At 70.1% G+C, this 15,838-nt stretch carries 13 protein-coding genes; 9 read left to right on the top strand and 4 right to left on the bottom strand.

Going from position 1 to position 15,838, the window contains the following annotated elements:
• Window positions 1-181 precede the first annotated feature (181 nt).
• From murJ to ACZ562_RS05105, 6 genes are all read left to right on the top strand, one after another.
• The gene (murJ, locus tag ACZ562_RS05130; protein WP_471174780.1) at window positions 182-1,720 is read left to right on the top strand and encodes a murein biosynthesis integral membrane protein MurJ; all 1,539 of its coding nucleotides are present in this window, start codon (window positions 182-184) and stop codon (window positions 1,718-1,720) included.
• Between the two features lie 38 nt (window positions 1,721-1,758).
• On the top strand, window positions 1,759-2,442 hold the full coding sequence (locus ACZ562_RS05125) for a response regulator (protein WP_471174268.1): 684 nt from the start codon (window positions 1,759-1,761) through the stop codon (window positions 2,440-2,442).
• A 236-nt stretch (window positions 2,443-2,678) separates the two neighbouring features.
• Complete coding sequence (locus ACZ562_RS05120; RefSeq protein ID WP_471174778.1) at window positions 2,679-4,109, top strand: ATP-binding protein; 1,431 nt, start codon at window positions 2,679-2,681, stop codon at window positions 4,107-4,109.
• Window positions 4,106-4,711, top strand: a complete 606-nt coding sequence (locus ACZ562_RS05115) for a hypothetical protein (RefSeq protein WP_471174267.1) — start codon at window positions 4,106-4,108, stop codon at window positions 4,709-4,711. The genes ACZ562_RS05120 and ACZ562_RS05115 overlap by 4 nt, the downstream gene beginning before the upstream one ends.
• A gap of 303 nt (window positions 4,712-5,014) precedes the next feature.
• Window positions 5,015-6,121, top strand: a complete 1,107-nt coding sequence (locus tag ACZ562_RS05110) for a sugar ABC transporter substrate-binding protein (protein ID WP_471174776.1) — start codon at window positions 5,015-5,017, stop codon at window positions 6,119-6,121.
• Between the two features lie 489 nt (window positions 6,122-6,610).
• Window positions 6,611-7,648, top strand: a complete 1,038-nt coding sequence (locus tag ACZ562_RS05105) for a helix-turn-helix transcriptional regulator (protein ID WP_471174266.1) — start codon at window positions 6,611-6,613, stop codon at window positions 7,646-7,648.
• Here the strand turns inward: ACZ562_RS05105 and ACZ562_RS05100 are convergent.
• Both ACZ562_RS05100 and ACZ562_RS05095 read right to left on the bottom strand, forming a co-directional pair.
• On the bottom strand, window positions 7,611-8,597 hold the full coding sequence (locus ACZ562_RS05100; protein WP_471174265.1) for a helix-turn-helix transcriptional regulator: 987 nt from the start codon (window positions 8,595-8,597) through the stop codon (window positions 7,611-7,613). The two genes, ACZ562_RS05105 and ACZ562_RS05100, sit on opposite strands and share 38 nt — an antisense overlap.
• 39 nt (window positions 8,598-8,636) lie before the next feature.
• Complete coding sequence (locus tag ACZ562_RS05095) at window positions 8,637-9,500, bottom strand: helix-turn-helix transcriptional regulator (RefSeq protein ID WP_471174264.1); 864 nt, start codon at window positions 9,498-9,500, stop codon at window positions 8,637-8,639.
• Window positions 9,501-9,979: 479 nt separating this feature from the next.
• On the opposite strand from ACZ562_RS05095, the gene ACZ562_RS05090 reads away from it, so the two are divergent.
• Window positions 9,980-10,315 (top strand): hypothetical protein, encoded by a 336-nt coding sequence (locus ACZ562_RS05090; RefSeq protein WP_471174263.1) that lies wholly within the window; start codon window positions 9,980-9,982, stop codon window positions 10,313-10,315.
• A gap of 178 nt (window positions 10,316-10,493) precedes the next feature.
• On the opposite strand, the gene ACZ562_RS05085 is transcribed toward ACZ562_RS05090, so the two are convergent.
• Window positions 10,494-10,907 carry a pyridoxamine 5'-phosphate oxidase family protein gene (locus ACZ562_RS05085; protein ID WP_471174262.1) on the bottom strand — a complete coding sequence of 138 codons (414 nt, stop codon included), beginning with the start codon at window positions 10,905-10,907 and terminating at the stop codon, window positions 10,494-10,496.
• A 114-nt stretch (window positions 10,908-11,021) separates the two neighbouring features.
• Between ACZ562_RS05085 and clpB the strand changes: the two genes are divergently transcribed.
• Entirely contained in the window at window positions 11,022-13,628 is a 2,607-nt protein-coding gene (gene clpB / locus ACZ562_RS05080) for an ATP-dependent chaperone ClpB (RefSeq protein ID WP_471174261.1), read from the top strand.
• A gap of 172 nt (window positions 13,629-13,800) precedes the next feature.
• Window positions 13,801-14,331: a YbjN domain-containing protein gene (locus tag ACZ562_RS05075; RefSeq protein ID WP_471174260.1), complete on the top strand. Its 531-nt coding sequence runs from the start codon at window positions 13,801-13,803 to the stop codon at window positions 14,329-14,331.
• Window positions 14,332-14,554: 223 nt separating this feature from the next.
• Here ACZ562_RS05075 and ACZ562_RS05070 read toward each other — a convergent pair whose 3' ends face one another.
• Window positions 14,555-15,745 carry a pyridoxal phosphate-dependent aminotransferase gene (locus ACZ562_RS05070; RefSeq protein WP_471174259.1) on the bottom strand — a complete coding sequence of 397 codons (1,191 nt, stop codon included), beginning with the start codon at window positions 15,743-15,745 and terminating at the stop codon, window positions 14,555-14,557.
• Window positions 15,746-15,838 lie beyond the last annotated feature (93 nt).

The following is a 15,838-nucleotide window of genomic DNA, read 5'->3' as shown; positions in this document are numbered from 1 at the left end:
CGTCACCGTGCCCGTCGTTCCGCACAGCGGGCATGTCGCCGAGACCGGCACGCGCACGCCGCTTCCCACCGAGGCGGACGAGAAGCGGCCCGCCCCCAGCGCTGTCGCCCGGGGCGGGTGCACCGAACACGAGCCCGGAGCCCGGGCGGAGGGGGTCTCCGCTGCGCGCGGCAGTGTCGTCATGGCGGCCGGATCCATCGTGTCCCGTTGCACGGGGTTCGCCCGATCCGCCGTGGTCGCCGCGGCGCTCGGCACCGTCGGGCAGACCGCCGACGGCTACGCGGTGGGCAACTCCCTGCCCGCCATCGTCTACACGCTGCTCCTGGGCGGTGCGCTGAACGCGGTCTTCGTACCCGAGCTGGTCAAGGCCGCGAAGGAACACCGGGACGGCGGCCGCGCGTACACGGACCGGCTCGTCACCGCGTGCGTCGTCGCCCTGCTGGCGATGACCGCGGCCGCCGTCTGGGCGGCACCCGTGATCGTGGACGCGTACAGCGACTACACCGGCGGTCAGGCCGCCATGACGATCACGTTCGCGCGCTGTTGCCTGCCGCAGATCTTCTTCCTCGGACTGTTCACGCTGCTCGGGCAGGTGCTCAACGCACGCGGCCGGTTCGGCGCGATGATGTGGGCCCCGATCCTCAACAACGTCGTCGTCATGACCGTCTTCGGTCTCTATCTGGCCCTTGCCGCGGGCGGCGGAAACACGCTCACCGCGACCGAGACGGCACTGCTCGGCTGGGGCACGACGGCCGGTGTCGCCGTCCAGGCACTCGCCCTCGTTCCCGCCCTGCGCGCGGCCCGCTTCCGCTGGCGGCCCCGCTTCGACTGGCGGGGCAGCGGACTGACCCGCCCGCTGCGGTCGGCCGGCTGGCTGGTGCTGCTGGTCCTCGCCAACCAGGCCGCCTACTGGGTCACGACCCGGCTGGCCACCACCGCGGGCGTGGACGGGGGGCCGGGCTACAGCGCATACAACAACGCCTATGCGCTGTGGCTCATACCGCACGGCATCGTCACCGTGTCCTTGGTCACCGCGCTGACGCCCCGGATGGCGGCGGCAGCCGCAGACGCGGACACGGCGGCCGTACAGCGCGACGTCTCCCATGCCCTGCGCACCTCCTGTGCCGTTGTCATACCCTCCGCCTGCGTTCTGTTCGTCCTGGCCGAGCCGGTCACGGCCCTCGCCTTCGGATACGGCAGGACCAGCGCCGAAGACACGGCCGCCATGGCCGGGATCCTCATGGCCTTCGCGCCCGGACTCATCGCCATGTCCGGCCAGTACGTCATCTCCCGCACCTTCTACGCGCTCTCCGACGCCCGTACCCCCTTCCTGCTCAACCTGGTGATCGTCGCCCTCAACGCCGGCCTGTCCCTGGCCGTGGCCCAACTGCTGCCGGCCCGTTGGGCGGTGACGGGGATGGCCGCGGCGTACTCGCTGGCGCTGTTCGCGGGCTGGGCCGTGACAAGCCGGGTGCTGAGCCGTCGGCTGGCCGTCGCCCGGCCGCTGCGATCGTCCGCCGTCGAGGCCCACGTACGCCTGCTGCTGGCCGCCGTGCCCGCAACCGTGCTGGGACATCTGGCGGCCTCCTGCGGCGCACCTGCAGGGGCCCTGGCCGCCACCTCTGCCGGAGCGGCTGTCATCCTGCTTACCTTCGCCCTGCTCGCCCGTCCGCTGCGGCTCACCGAGCTCGGCACGCTGCTGTCCGGTGTACGCCGCTGAGTTACCCGGCCCTGACCACCACCCGAGGGAGACTGCTCATGCCCCGCGTGCTCCTCATCGAGGACGACCCTTCCGTACGGGAAGGGGTCGAACTCGGTCTGCGCCGCCGTGGCCACGAGGTACGGTCGGCCGCGACCGGCGAGGCCGGACTCGCCGCGCTGAGCGAATTCCACCCCGAACTGCTGTTACTGGACCTGATGCTGCCCGGGCTGAACGGCGTGCAGGTCTGCCGGCGGGTCCGCGAGAGCAGCCAGCTGCCGATCATCATGCTCACCGCGCGCGGTGACGACTTCGACGTGGTCGTGGGCCTGGAGGCAGGCGCCGACGACTACATCGTGAAGCCCGCCCGCACCGAGGTGATCGAAGCCCGGATCCGCGCGGTGCTGCGCCGCATCGAAGGTACCGGCCAGAACCGGCCTGCCACCGAGATGCACGGCGAGCTCGCCATCGACCGGGTCGGCCTGACCGTCGGCAAAGCCGGCAAGCGACTCGCGCTCGCTCCTTCCGAGCTCAAACTCCTGCTGTTCCTCTCCGACGCTCCGGAGCAAGTGTTCAGCAGGCAGCAACTGCTGGAATACGTCTGGGAGCACAGCTACCACGCCGACGCACGCCTGGTCGACGCATGCGTCCGACGCCTCCGCAACAAGATCGAGGACGAGCCCGGCGCTCCGCGCTACGTCCAGACCCTGCGGGGCTTCGGCTACCGCTTCGGGCCACTGTGAACACCGTGCCGAACTCCGGCAGCGGCGAACACCGCCGCCCGGTCGACGGCGGCACCGAGAAGGGCGGCGACCTGGCGGCCCCCGCGGATCCGGCCGGAAGCGGTGGGGCGGATCGTCCCGGCGCTCGGCGTGGGCGCCGTCCCGCGGAGGCGCGCGACGCGGCACCGGCCGATGGGCGTGCGCCGGACGGGCGGCGTACGCGGCCGACGCGCCGGTCGCGGACCGCGGCGTTCGGGGTGCGCACGCGGCTGGTACTGGCGTTCCTGCTGGTCGCCGCCGTCAGTGCCGGCACCACCGCGGCGCTGACCTACCGCGAGGCCCGCAACGCTCTGCTGAAAACCGCCCAGGACACCGCGGTCGCGTCGTTCCGCGAACAGTTCCAGCACACCGGCTTCGGGCTGCCCCTGGAGTCCGAGGGCCTGGAGGCATACCTGCGCGACATCGCCCGCATGGGCAAGCCCCACCCCTGGGTGGTCTTCGTCGAATACGGTTCGATCCGCGCGTCCTCCGGCACCAGCCCCGTCTCCACCGTCATCACACCCGAACTGCGCCGTGCGGCCCGGGCCAACCCCAACGGCAGCTTCGAGCGGGTCGTCAAGGACGGTGTCCCCTATCTGACCATCGCCATGCCCACCGTCTTCAAGACCGGCCCCAGCGGCGTGCTGCCCAGTGGGCTCGTCTTCTACGCCGTGATGCGGATGAACGACGAAGAGGTCAACGTCGATGCCCTCCTCACCGCCGCCCGTGACGGCGCCCTGCCCGGCCTCGCCATCGCCCTGATACCCGGCCTGATCGCCGCGCGCAGCGTCCTGCGTCCTGTGCGCGAACTGCGCCAGGCCGCCCAGAGCATGGGCAGCGGCAGGCTGGATACACGCATCCGGGTACGAGGCAGCGACGAGTTGGCCGAACTGGCCCACACCTTCAACGAGTCCGCGGGCCAGCTTGAGCACTCCGTGCAAGAGCTGCGCCAGGCGGAGGCACGCGCCCGCCGCTTCGCATCCGACGTCTCGCACGAACTGCGCACGCCTCTGGCCGGAATGCTCGCCGTCACCGAACTCCTCGATGAGGACGCGGACGGACTGGACCCCGACACCGCCCAGGCTGTCCGGCTGATCAGCACCGAGACCGGAAAGCTCGCCGTGCTCGTCGAGGACCTGATGGAGATCTCCCGCTTCGACGCACGCGCGGCCGAACTGAACACCTACGAGGTCGACGCGGCCGAGGCCGTCGGCAAGACCCTGCAGAACCGGCACTGGACCGATGGCCGGGTCCGCGCCGAACTGCCCGACGGCCTCCGCGCCCGGCTCGACCCGCGCCGCTTCGACGTCGTCGTCGCCAACCTCGTCGGCAACGCACTGCGACACGGCAGCGCACCCGTCACCGTACGCCTGCGCCGTGAGGCGCGTCCTCATGGTGTGTCCGTGCTGGTCACCGAAGTTGTGGACAGCGGACCCGGTATCCGGCCCGAGGTGCTTCCGCACATCTTCGACCGTTTCTACAAGGCCGACGCGGCCCGTACCCGCTCGGCGGGCAGCGGCCTGGGGCTGGCGATCACGCTGGAGAACGTGAGGCTGCACGGAGGTACGATTCGCGCGGGGAATGTGCCAGGTGGCGGTGCGGTCTTCACCGTTGAGATACCGCTGCGCGCGGAGGAGGCCGGCGAATGAGGCGTGCGCGGACCCGCCGGCCCGCAGTCGCTGCCGCCGCGTCGACGGCCGCCCTGCTGCTCGGTGGTTGCGGTATCCAGGAGACCGATGTCGTCGAGGCGGGCAGTCCCGCCACCGTCGATGCCCTCCTGGACCGCGACTACGACGTGCTGCTGTTTTTCGTCTCTCCCGACGGCGGCCTGAATCCGGTGATCCGGACGTACGAGTCCCCGAGCGATTACAACGAGGGTCCGACCGTCCCGTCGACGGACAAGGTGATCCTCACGCTGCTCAGCGGTCCGGGAAAGGCCGAGAAGAAAGCCGGGCTCGGCACCGCACTGCCGGCGGCGGTCCCCGGTGCGACCGTGCGGGTCGAACGCACTTCCGGCGGGAGTGTCACGACCGGTCTGCCCGTCGCACTCGGAGGACTGGACGAGATCGCCGTACGGCAGTTGATCTGCACCATCGCCTACAGCGAAGACGTCCACGGCCAAGTCACGGTGCGGATGACGGGGTCGGACGGCGCATCGGAGTCCGGCACGTGTGACCTTGACCCCGACACCGATACCGCACCGGCGGAGACCGGCGCGGCACGGTCGGAGCCGCCGGCCGGGACCGGTTGAGACCAACCGGCCGCGCAACCGGCCCTGATCGTCGGCGGCGGGCGAAACCGTCGACGATCAGGACGGGCGAGGACGGGCATGGGATGTACGGATCTTCTGCCCTTCAGGGGATCGACGTCGAATGGAGGGTAAAGGGCGTTTGAAGGCGATTGCTTCAACTCTTGACATGTAAAGCGGGGGCGTACGTTGTCATCTCGTTAAGTAGTATTGCTTGACCGCGGGGGCGGGGCCGCGTTGGCTTTTCAGTCATCTGGCCGCAACGATGCGTCCACATCAGGAAGGCACCCCGAAGTGAGCACCCCCATGCGTCGTATCGCCATAGCCGTGACCGCGTCCACGATGACCCTCTCGCTGGCCGCCTGCGGCGCACTGGGCGGGTCGGGGGACGGCGCGGACGCGAGCCCGGCCAAGGGCGACGACCTCACCGTGGGTGTGCTGCTGCCGGAGAAGACGAACACGCGGTACGCGGACTTCGACTACCCGATCATCAAGGCGAGGGTCGAATCCCTCACCGACGAGCAGGGCAAGGTCGAGTACGCCAACGCCGGCGCCGACGCGGACGAGCAGGCGAGCCAGATGCAGAAGATGATCGACGACAAGGTCGACGTCATCCTGCTCGACGCCGTCGACTCGCACGCCGTCGCGGGCATGGTGGGGAAGGCAAAGGAGGCGGGCATTCCGGTCATCGCCTACGACCGGCTGGCCGAGGGACCGATCGACGCGTACGTGTCCTTCGACAACGAACTCGTCGGCCAGGTGCAGGGCCGCACCCTCGTCGAGTCGCTGGGCGAGAGCGTCGACACCTCCGACAAGGTTGTCATGATCAACGGCTCGCCCACCGACCCGAACGCCAAGCAGTTCAAGACCGGTGCGCTCTCGGAGCTCGAGGGCAAGGTGACCATCGCCTCGTCCTACGACACCAAGGACTGGAACCCGGACGTCGCCCGGTCCGAGATGACCGAGGCGATCAACAAGATCGGCAAGGACAACATCGCCGCGGTCTACGCCGCCAACGACGGCATGGCCGGCGGCATCATCAAGGCATTCGAGGCCGCCGGTGTGACCGACCTGCCCCCGATCACCGGCCAGGACGCGGAACTCGTGGCCGTGCAGCGCATCGTCAGCGGCGAGCAGTACATGAGCGTCTACAAGTCGTACCCCGCGGAGGCCGAGGCGGCCGCGGAGATGGCGGTGGCCAAGGTCCAGGGCAAGGACATCAAGTTCGACTCCCTTACCCGCGACCGCGTCGACAGCCCCACGAACAAGGACATCCCGGCGCAGCTCGTGACCGTGGTCGCCCTGACGAAGGCCAACATCAAGCGCACCGTCATCGCGGACGGCATCCACACGGTGTCCGACATCTGCACCGCCAAGTACAAGGCCGACTGCGTGGCGCTCGGCCTGAAGTAACCGGTGACAGGCAGACCCTGGTGACCGCCGGCCCGGTCACCGGGGTCTGCCTGTGCCCGCACCACCCGTGTGAAGTCCCCCGCCACCTCCGGCGGTCCGAGGGTGGAATTCCGCCACGCCCGGGCGCCGAACCCGCCGTACACGCGCGCGTACCTGCCTCGTCGGCGCCGCTCGCGGCCAGCGGCGTGGGAGGGACTTCCCGCAGCTCATGCCGCCGAGCGAGGCACCCCGGCCGTTCGCCGCGGTGCGGCAGACCCCCGTCAGCTCGGTGCGGACGGACGGGAGGGGGCCTCGAAATAGCGGGATGTATGGGTGGTTTCCGGTGGTCACGCCGGGGGGAGCCGTGTTGCGGAGCCGGTCACGGCCGCGCATAGTTGCGAAGCCGAAGGGGAGACAACCACATGGCGGTAGCGGCATATCCGGCACTGCGGTGCGCCCCGGAGGCGGAACCGGCACGAGGGAAGACGGGAAGCGGGGGTGGGATGGGCGATGGCCGGGCACGGGACGGACGAGCATCCACACGGTGCTGACCGACTGTGCGAGGCCGGGGATCGCGTGTATTCCCGGGCCGTACGGCGGGGCCGCGTGCCGCGCCGGGACGCGGAGCCGGTGCCCTGCCTGCTGGAGCTGGCCCTGCTGCACCCGGACCCCGACGACATGGACTGGCTGGTCCCCACCTCCCCGCAGGAGGTCATGACCCGGCTGCTGCGCGGGGTGTACGACGAGGTCAGCGCGAGCGAGCGGCGGGTGGGCTCGGCGGTGGCGGCCTTCGAGTGGTACGCCGGACTCGGCCCCCGGCCGCGGTCCGCCGCCGCGGAGGGCTCGGCGATCCGCGTCCTCGACGGCCTCTCCCGCATCCAGGCCGCGATGGACGAGGCGACCGAGGCCTGCACGACGGAGGTCCTCACCGTCCAGCCGGGCGGCATCCGGCCCGAGCACGAGCTGACGGAGGGCCTGCACCGGGCCCTCGCGCTGCGCGGCCGGGGCGTACGCATGCGCGACCTGTACACGCACGTGGCCCGGCACGGCCAGGGCCTGCTCAACTACCTGGAGCTGATGGGCGGCGCGGTCCAGGCCCGCACCCTCGACGAGGTGATCGACCGGCTGATCCTCTTCGACCGCACGGTGGCCTTCATCCCCGCGAACGCCGACCGCACCGTGGCCCTGGAGCTGCGCCACCCGGCCCTCGTCGAGTACCTGGTCACGGTCTTCGAACGGCTGTGGCGGCTGGCGATCCCGCTGACCGCACCACTGCCCGACACCGGTATCGAGGGCATATCGCACCGGGAGCAGTCCATCGCCGCGCTGCTCGCGGAGGGCCACCAGGACGCGGTGATCGCGGAACGGCTCGGCATAAGCGTCCGCACCTGCCGCGCCCACATCGCGCGGCTGTCGGAGACGCTGGGCGCCGCCAGCCGCACCCAACTGGGCGTCCGCATAGCCCAGGTCGGCCTGGACGGCCCGCCCCGCCCCCAGGAGGTCGGCTCCCTCACCGTTCCGGATCAAGAATCCCGGACCGTGCGATGAGGTAGCCGAGCTGTGCCCGGCTCTCACTGCCGAGCGTCGCCGCGAGTTTGGCGATGTGGACGCGCGCGGTGCGGATGTTCATGCCGAGGCGGTCGGCGATGACGGCGTCGGTGTGGCCCTCGACGAGGAGTGCGGCGATGGCGCGCTGACGGTGCGTGACGCCGCCCAGGGAGGGCTGCTCCGCCGCCTCCGGGTACATGGGCGTGGCCAGGCGCCACAGGCGGTCGAAGGTGGTGGCGAAGTAGTCCACGAGGGCCGGGTGGCGGACCTCCAGGGCCAGGGACCGGTCCTTGCTGCCGGGCACGAAGGCGACGGCGCGGTCGATGACGAGGAGGCGCTCGGTGACCTCGTCGAGGGTGCGCGCCTCGACGTCGCCGTGCAGCCGTTCGTAGCGGGCGAGGACCGAGGGCGCGTGGCGCAGCGTGTGCTGGTAGAGGGTGCGGATACGGCCGCCGCGGTCGAGTAGGTCCTGGTCGCGGGACAGGGCCTCGGCATGGCGCTCGGCAGGTGCGCGGGTGTGGCTGGTGTACGGGTGGATCGCGAGAAGTTCGGCGGAGGCGTCGGCCATGGCCTCGGCGATGGCGAGGTTGATCCGGTCGAGTCCGCTCAGGACGCTGATGGTGGGGATGTCCTCGCCCGCGGTGTGCCGGACGCCCATCCTCAGGAGCGGTTCGAAGGTCTCGGCCAGCCGCTCCTCGCGCCGGCGCTCGTCCGCGATGCGCTCCTCACAGGCGCGCAGCAGCCGGTGCAGCGCCACGGCCGGGGACGCCGGCTCCAGCCTGTCGAGGTTCGCGACGGCGGGGTGCAGCAGGCCGAAGTCGACGAGACAGGGCGCCGCTTCGGCGTCGGCGACGCTCATTCGCCCCTCGCGCAGGGCTCGTTCGTACAGCTCCGTCCCCGCGGCACACAGGGCTTCCGGGCCGTGCTCCGGATGCGGCGCCGGGGTCACTCGCGTGTCTCCTTCCGTCAGGCACCTCTTGGCCGGCGGTCACCGGTCGGCGATCTGGGTGTCCCGGTCAAGGATGCCCGACTGTGCGATGAGGAAGCCGAGTTGGGCCCGGCTGCCGCTGCCCAGGGCGGCCGCGAGTTTGGCGATGTGGGCCCGGCAGGTGCGCACGTTCATGCCGAGGCGCCGGGCGATGGCCTCGTCGACATGCCCCTCGACGAGGAGCTTGGCTATCGACCGCTGCACTCCGCTGATGCCGTCCGTGGGGGGAGCGTACGGGGCTTCCTCCAGTAGGGGAACCGCGCGTGCCCAGAGCTGCTCGAAGACCTTGGCCAGATACTCCACGAGACCCGGGTGCCGCAGTTCGAGGGCGACGTCGCTGCCGTCGGCCGCCGGGATGAAGGCGACGGTTCGATCGAAGATCATCAGCCGTTCTATGAGTTCCTCGAGCGTCCGTATCTCCACGTTGCCCTCGGCCATGAGCTCGGCGTACGCCAGCGTGCCCTGGCTGTGCCGGGCGGTGTGCTGGTAAAGGGTCCGCATGGTGATGCCGCGGGCGATGACGGCGCGCCCCCGCTCCAGCGCCTCGGTCAGCGAGTGCTCGCTGCGGCCGCCGCCCGGCTGGACCGTGAGGATCTCCGTCCTGCAGTCGGCGATGGCGAGTTCGATCGCCGAGTTGATCCGGTTGATTCCCTCCAGCACGGTGATGGCGTGCGTGGTCGGCAGATCCTGGGCAGTGATGGCCATGAAGGGCTCGAAGGAGTCGGTCAGTTGGACCGCGAGGCTCCTGCGCTCCTGGATCTCCCGTTCCAGGGGGTGCAGGCGCTGCGCCAGTGCCGCCGCCGGCGGAACCGGGCGCAGCCATCCCGCGTCGTCGGGGTCGGGGTGGAGCAGTGCGAACTCCATCAGGCAGGGAGCGGGCTGGACTTCGGTGCGCGCGATGCGGCCGAAACGCAGCGCACTGGCATAAAGGCGCTTGCCGTCGTCACACAGCTCAGTCTCAGCATGAGGATGTGTCCGGTATGAGTTGTTTGATGGCAAAGCTCCACCCCCCAGGGTCCTGAACGTGCAGGAACATGATGCATCGACCCTGTGGTGTTCGACTGACTGAATGAGCCATCGTCTTGGTGACGGCGGGGGAGAGTAGCAACGGAAGTGAGGACGAAGCCGACTATGTGCAAGAGAATGGTTCGCTCGGTGCTCGCTGTCGCCTTCTCCGCTGGGTTGGTTTTCGGTGCGTACGGTGCCCTGGACCTCTCCTGGAGCAGTGAGCCGGCCACCGCGCAGGACTCCGGCAGTGAGGCCGTCGTACCGTCGGACCTGTCATGGAGCAGCGTTCAGGCGCGAGACCTGTCGTGGAGTTTCGCTCCGAAGGGCACGACGGCATGACCACCCCACCCGACGACCGCTCCTTCCGCCGAGAGATGGCCACGGCCTACCGCTCGGGCTGGCACTTCATCGACCTGGTCACCGCGATCCCCCACGCCGGTGACTCGTTGATGGTGACGGTCTTCGGTGAGCCGGTGGTGGTCACGCGGGACGAGGAAGAGGACGTGCGGGCGTACCGGTGTCTGCGTCGGCCTCGGGGGGCGCCGCAGCCCGTGCGATGTGCCATCCGGTACGGAATGATCTTTGTGAACCTTGACCAGCGGGACCATCAGCTGGTGGAGCCGGACGCTCCGGCCCTGCCGACCATCTCAGCCACCCCCCGCAGTGCCTGACGCGATTCCCCCGTCGTAAAAAGATCGCTCAGGTACTTCCCCCCGCAGCGGCGTCACCGTGACCTGAACACGGTGACGCCGCTGCAGCTTTTGCAGGAAATTTCCGGGTATCGGGTCGATCGGTACGTGGCTGGAACCAGTCGGTCTCCGGTGCGTCTTGTTACCGGTGTCACCCGCGTCACCCGCGGCCCATCGCGCGCGTCAGCCGGATCTCGATCACCACCCGGGACGGGTTCGGTGACGGCGTCCGCCCGTAGCGCTCCGCGTAGCGCCGCTCCGCCTCCGCGATCCGCTCCGGCTCGGTCCGGACCGAGGCGCGGCCCTCCAGCGTCGCCCACCGCCGCCCGTCCACCTGGCACACGGCGACCGGCGCGCCCTCGGGACCGGCGGCCAGCACGTTTCCCACCTTCGCGCTCGACTTGTCCGCGATCACCCGAGCGAGCCGCGCCCCGGGGTCGTATGTCACTCCGACGGGAACGACGTGCGGGCTGCCGTCCGGGCGCGGTGTCGTCAGTGTGCACAGGTGCCGCTCCCGCCAGAAACCGAGGTATGCGGCGTCGGGGGCGGCGGGGTCTTGCGGGTACTTGGCCATGCAGGGGAACTTATACGGCGAACCTTGAGTGGAATAGACTCAAGTTTGTGTAGGTTGACTGAGTCAGAACTGGGAGATGTCGCCGACAGCTGACGGCAGGAGGAGAAAGCGAACGTGGACGCCGAGCTGACCAACCGGAGCCGGGACGCCATCAACACGGCCGGTAACCGCGCCGTGTCCGAGGGACACCCCGACCTCACCCCCGCCCACCTGCTCCTGGCTCTGCTCCAGGGGCGAGGACCCCAAGGAAACGAGAACATCGTCGACCTGCTGGCCGCGGTCGACGCCGACCAGGCGGCCGTACGCGTGGGAGCGGAGAAGATCCTCGCCGGGCTGCCCAGCGTGACCGGCTCCACGGTCGCGCCCCCGCAGCCCAACCGCGAGCTGCTCGCCGTGATCGCGGACGCCGGCGAGCGCGCCAAGAACCTCCGCGACGAGTACCTCTCCACCGAGCACCTGCTCATCGGCATCGCCGCGAAGGGCGGCGCGGCCGGCGACGTACTCTCCGAACAGGGCGCCAGTGCGAAGAAGCTGCTGGACGCGTTCCAGAAGAGCAGGGGAGGGCGCCGGGTGACCACCCCCGACCCCGAGGGCCAGTACAAGGCGCTCGAAAAGTTCGGCACGGACTTCACCGCCGCCGCGCGGGAGGGCAAGCTCGACCCCGTCATCGGGCGGGACCAGGAGATCCGGCGGGTCGTGCAGGTGCTGTCCCGCCGCACCAAGAACAATCCCGTCCTGATCGGTGAGCCCGGGGTCGGCAAGACCGCCGTCGTCGAAGGGCTCGCCCAGCGGATCGTGAAGGGCGACGTGCCGGAGTCCCTCAGGGACAAGCGGCTGGTCGCGCTCGACCTGGGCGCGATGGTCGCGGGTGCGAAGTACCGCGGCGAGTTCGAGGAGCGGCTGAAGACCGTCCTCGCGGAGATCAAGGACTCCGACGGCCAGATCATCACCTTCATCGACGAGCTGCACACGGTCGTGGGCGCGGGCGCCGGCGGCGACTCCGCCATGGACGCCGGCAACATGCTCAAGCCGATGCTGGCTCGCGGCGAGCTGCGCATGGTCGGCGCGACCACCCTCGACGAGTATCGCGAGCGGATCGAGAAGGACCCGGCCCTGGAGCGGCGCTTCCAGCAGGTGCTGGTCGCCGAGCCCTCCGTCGAGGACACCATCGCGATCCTGCGCGGACTCAAGGGCCGCTACGAGGCCCACCACAAGGTCCAGATCGCGGACAGCGCGCTGGTGGCGGCCGCCGCGCTCTCCGACCGGTACATCACGTCCCGCTTCCTGCCCGACAAGGCCATCGACCTGGTCGACGAGGCGGCCTCGCGCCTCCGTATGGAGATCGACTCCTCGCCTGTCGAGATCGACGAACTCCAGCGCGCCGTCGACCGGTTGAAGATGGAGGAGCTGGCGATCGGCAAGGAGACCGACCCGGCCTCGCGCGAGCGCCTGGAGAAGCTGCGCCGCGACCTCGCCGACAAGGAGGAGGAGCTCAGGGGCCTGACCGCCCGCTGGGAGAAGGAGAAGCAGTCCCTCAACCGCGTCGGAGAGCTGAAGGAACGGCTCGACGATCTGCGCGGCCAGGCCGAACGCGCCCAGCGCGACGGCGACTTCGACACCGCCTCCAAGCTGCTCTACGGCGAGATCCCCACCCTGGAACGCGACCTGGAGGCCGCTTCCGAGGCTGAGGAGGAGGCCGCCAGGGACACGATGGTCAAGGACGAGGTCGGCTCCGACGACATCGCGGACGTCGTCGCCGCCTGGACCGGCATTCCCGCGGGCCGCCTGCTGGAGGGCGAGACGCAGAAGTTGCTGCGCATGGAGGAGGAGCTGGGCCGCCGCCTCATCGGCCAGCAGGAGGCGGTCCAGGCGGTGTCCCACGCCGTACGGCGCACCCGTGCCGGTATCGCCGACCCGGACCGGCCGACCGGCTCGTTCCTCTTCCTCGGCCCCACCGGTGTCGGCAAGACCGAACTCGCCAAGGCTCTCGCGGACTTCCTCTTCGACGACGAGCGGGCGATGGTCCGCATCGACATGTCGGAGTACGGCGAGAAGCACAGCGTGGCCCGACTGGTCGGCGCCCCGCCCGGCTACGTCGGCTACGAGGAGGGCGGCCAGCTCACGGAGGCGGTGCGGCGCAGGCCGTACAGCGTCGTGCTCCTCGACGAGGTGGAGAAGGCCCACCCCGAGGTCTTCGACGTCCTCCTCCAGGTGCTGGACGACGGGCGCCTGACGGACGGTCAGGGACGTACGGTCGACTTCCGCAACACGATCCTCGTGCTGACGTCCAACCTGGGCAGCCAGTTCCTGGTCGACCCGATCACCGGCGAGGAGGAGAAGAAGGAACAGGTCCTGGAAGTGGTCCGCACCTCCTTCAAGCCGGAGTTCCTCAACCGCCTCGACGACCTGGTGGTCTTCTCGGCCCTGTCGAAGGACGAGCTGAGCCGGATCGCCCGGCTCCAGATCGACCGCCTGGCCAAGCGGCTGGCCGAGCGCCGTCTGACCCTGGAGGTCACGCCCGAGGCCCTGGACTGGCTCGCCGACGAGGGCAACGACCCGGCCTACGGCGCCCGCCCCCTGCGCCGACTCATCCAGACCGCCATCGGCGACCGTCTCGCAAAGGAGATCCTGGCGGGCGAGGTCAAGGACGGCGACACGGTCCGGGTGGACGCGATCGGCGGCGGCCTGCTGGTGGGACCGGCGACCGGGAAGACGCTGTAGGCCCGAGGGCCGGGCGCGGTCCTGGAGCCCGCTCGCGCCGGTGATCCCTCACGCCGTCGCGCCACGGCGGCGTAGGAGGTTGCCGGTCGTGGGCCAAGAGAGAGAGGGTGGGTGTGTACGTCTGGTCTCAGCGATGGCCGGACGAGCCAGACGACCGCAGGAGTTTCCAAGTATGTCCATCGACCCGTCCTCGATTCCGAACTTCGGGGGCCAGCCCGAGCCGCAGCCCCAAGGACCGGCGGGCCCCGTCATCCCGGATCAGGACCTCGTGAAGCAGCTCCTCGACCAGATGGAGCTGAAATACGTCGTTGACGACGAGGGCGACCTCGCGGCGCCGTGGGAGGAGTTCCGTACGTACTTCATGTTCCGCGGGGAGGGTGACCAGCAGGTCTTCTCGGTGCGGACGTTCTACGACCGGCCGCACCAGATCAACGAGAAGCAGCAGCTCCTCGAGTCCATCGACGACTGGAACCGCAGGACCCTGTGGCCCAAGGTCTACAGCCACACCCATGACGACGGCACCGTCCGCCTGATCGGCGAGGCCCAGATGCTGATCGGTACGGGGGTGAGCCTGGAGCACTTCGTCTCGTCGACTGTCAGCTGGGTGCGGGCCGCCATCGAGTTCGACAAGTGGCTCGTCGAGCAGCTGGGTCTCGAGCAGGAGGTCAATGACGCGGAGAAGCCCGAGGACGACGAGGAGTAAGTCCTCCCTCCGGTCTTGCTGCCAGGGGGGCGGGCGAGTACGGCTCATTACGCCCCGTGAGCGAACGAGTGCCCGGCCAGGGCGCCGACCACCGCGGTCGCGCGCCGGGGCCGGGCTCTCGCCTTCCGCTCCGGCGCATGCGTATGCGCCTGCGCTTGCGCCGTATGAGCGTGCAAGCGCGGCAGGCGCCCGTCCACAGCCTGTGGGGAACCCGGGCCCGGAGTCAGCCCTCCAGCGCCTTCAGGCGCTGTACGGCCTCCTCCAGCACGGCCGTCTGCTTGCAGAACGCGAACCGCACGAACGGGGCGCCGGCCTCCCGGTGGTCGTAGAAGACCGCGTTCGGAATGGCCACGACGCCGGCCCGGTCCGGCAGGGCGCGGCAGAAGGCGAAACCGTCCGTCTCGCCGAGGGGCCGGATGTCGGTCGTGATGAAGTAGGTGCCGGCCGGCCGGAACACCGCGAAGCCCGCCTCCGTCAGGCCCGCCGCCAGCAGGTCCCGCTTGACCAGCATGTCCTCGCGGAAGGCGGCGAAGTAGGAGCCGGGCAGGGACAGCGCCTCGGCCACCGCGTACTGGAACGGCCCCGACGACACGTAGGTCAGGAACTGCTTCGCCGAGCGCACCGCGGTGACCAGCCCCGGAGCGGCCGTGACCCAGCCGACCTTCCAGCCGGTGAAGGAGAAGGTCTTGCCCGCCGAGCCGATCGTGACCGTCCGGTCCCGCATCCCCGGGAACGTGGCCAGCGGCAGGTGTTCGGCCTCGTCGAAGACCAGGTGCTCGTACACCTCGTCCGTGACCACGAGCAGATCGCGCTCGACGGCCAGCCCGGCGATCGCCGTGAGTTCCTCGCGGGTCAGGACGGTGCCGGTCGGGTTGTGCGGAGTGTTGATCAGCAGGAGGCGGGTGCGGTCGGTGACGGCGTCGCGCAGCTCGTCGAGGTCGAGCCGGAAGCTTCCTTCGTGCGGGCGCAGGGTGACCGGCACGCGCGTCCCGCCCGCCATCGCGATGCAGGCCGCGTACGAGTCGTAGTACGGCTCGAAGGCGATGACCTCGTCACCGGGCTCCAGCAGGGCGAGCAGGGTGGCGGCGATGGCCTCCGTGGCGCCGGCGGTGACCAGCACCTCGGTGTCGGGGTCGTACGACAGCCCGTACCGCCGCTGCTGGTGCGCGGCGATCGCGGTACGCAGCTCGGGAACGCCCGGACCCGGCGGGTACTGGTTGCCGCGCCCCTCGCGCAGCGCGCGCACGGCCGCCTCCCGGATCTCCTCGGGGCCGTCCGTGTCGGGGAAGCCCTGGCCCAGGTTGATCGACCCGGTCCGCAGGGCCAGCGCGGACATCTCGGCGAAGATCGTCGTCCCGAACTCGGCGAGCCGGCGGTTGAGGAGCGGGCGTGCGCTGGAGGTCATGCCGGCCATCCTGCGCCGACCGCTGGACTTCCTCAACTCACGTTCGGGAACGAGCGCCTGCTCCGGTGCCCGAAGCACCGCCTCTGAGCGGGGGGAGGACTG

It is taken from the genome of Streptomyces sp. NPDC040410, from assembly GCF_055595715.1.
The sequence above is the reverse complement of the archived record's forward strand: the minus strand, read 5'-3'. Positions and strand labels throughout refer to the sequence as shown.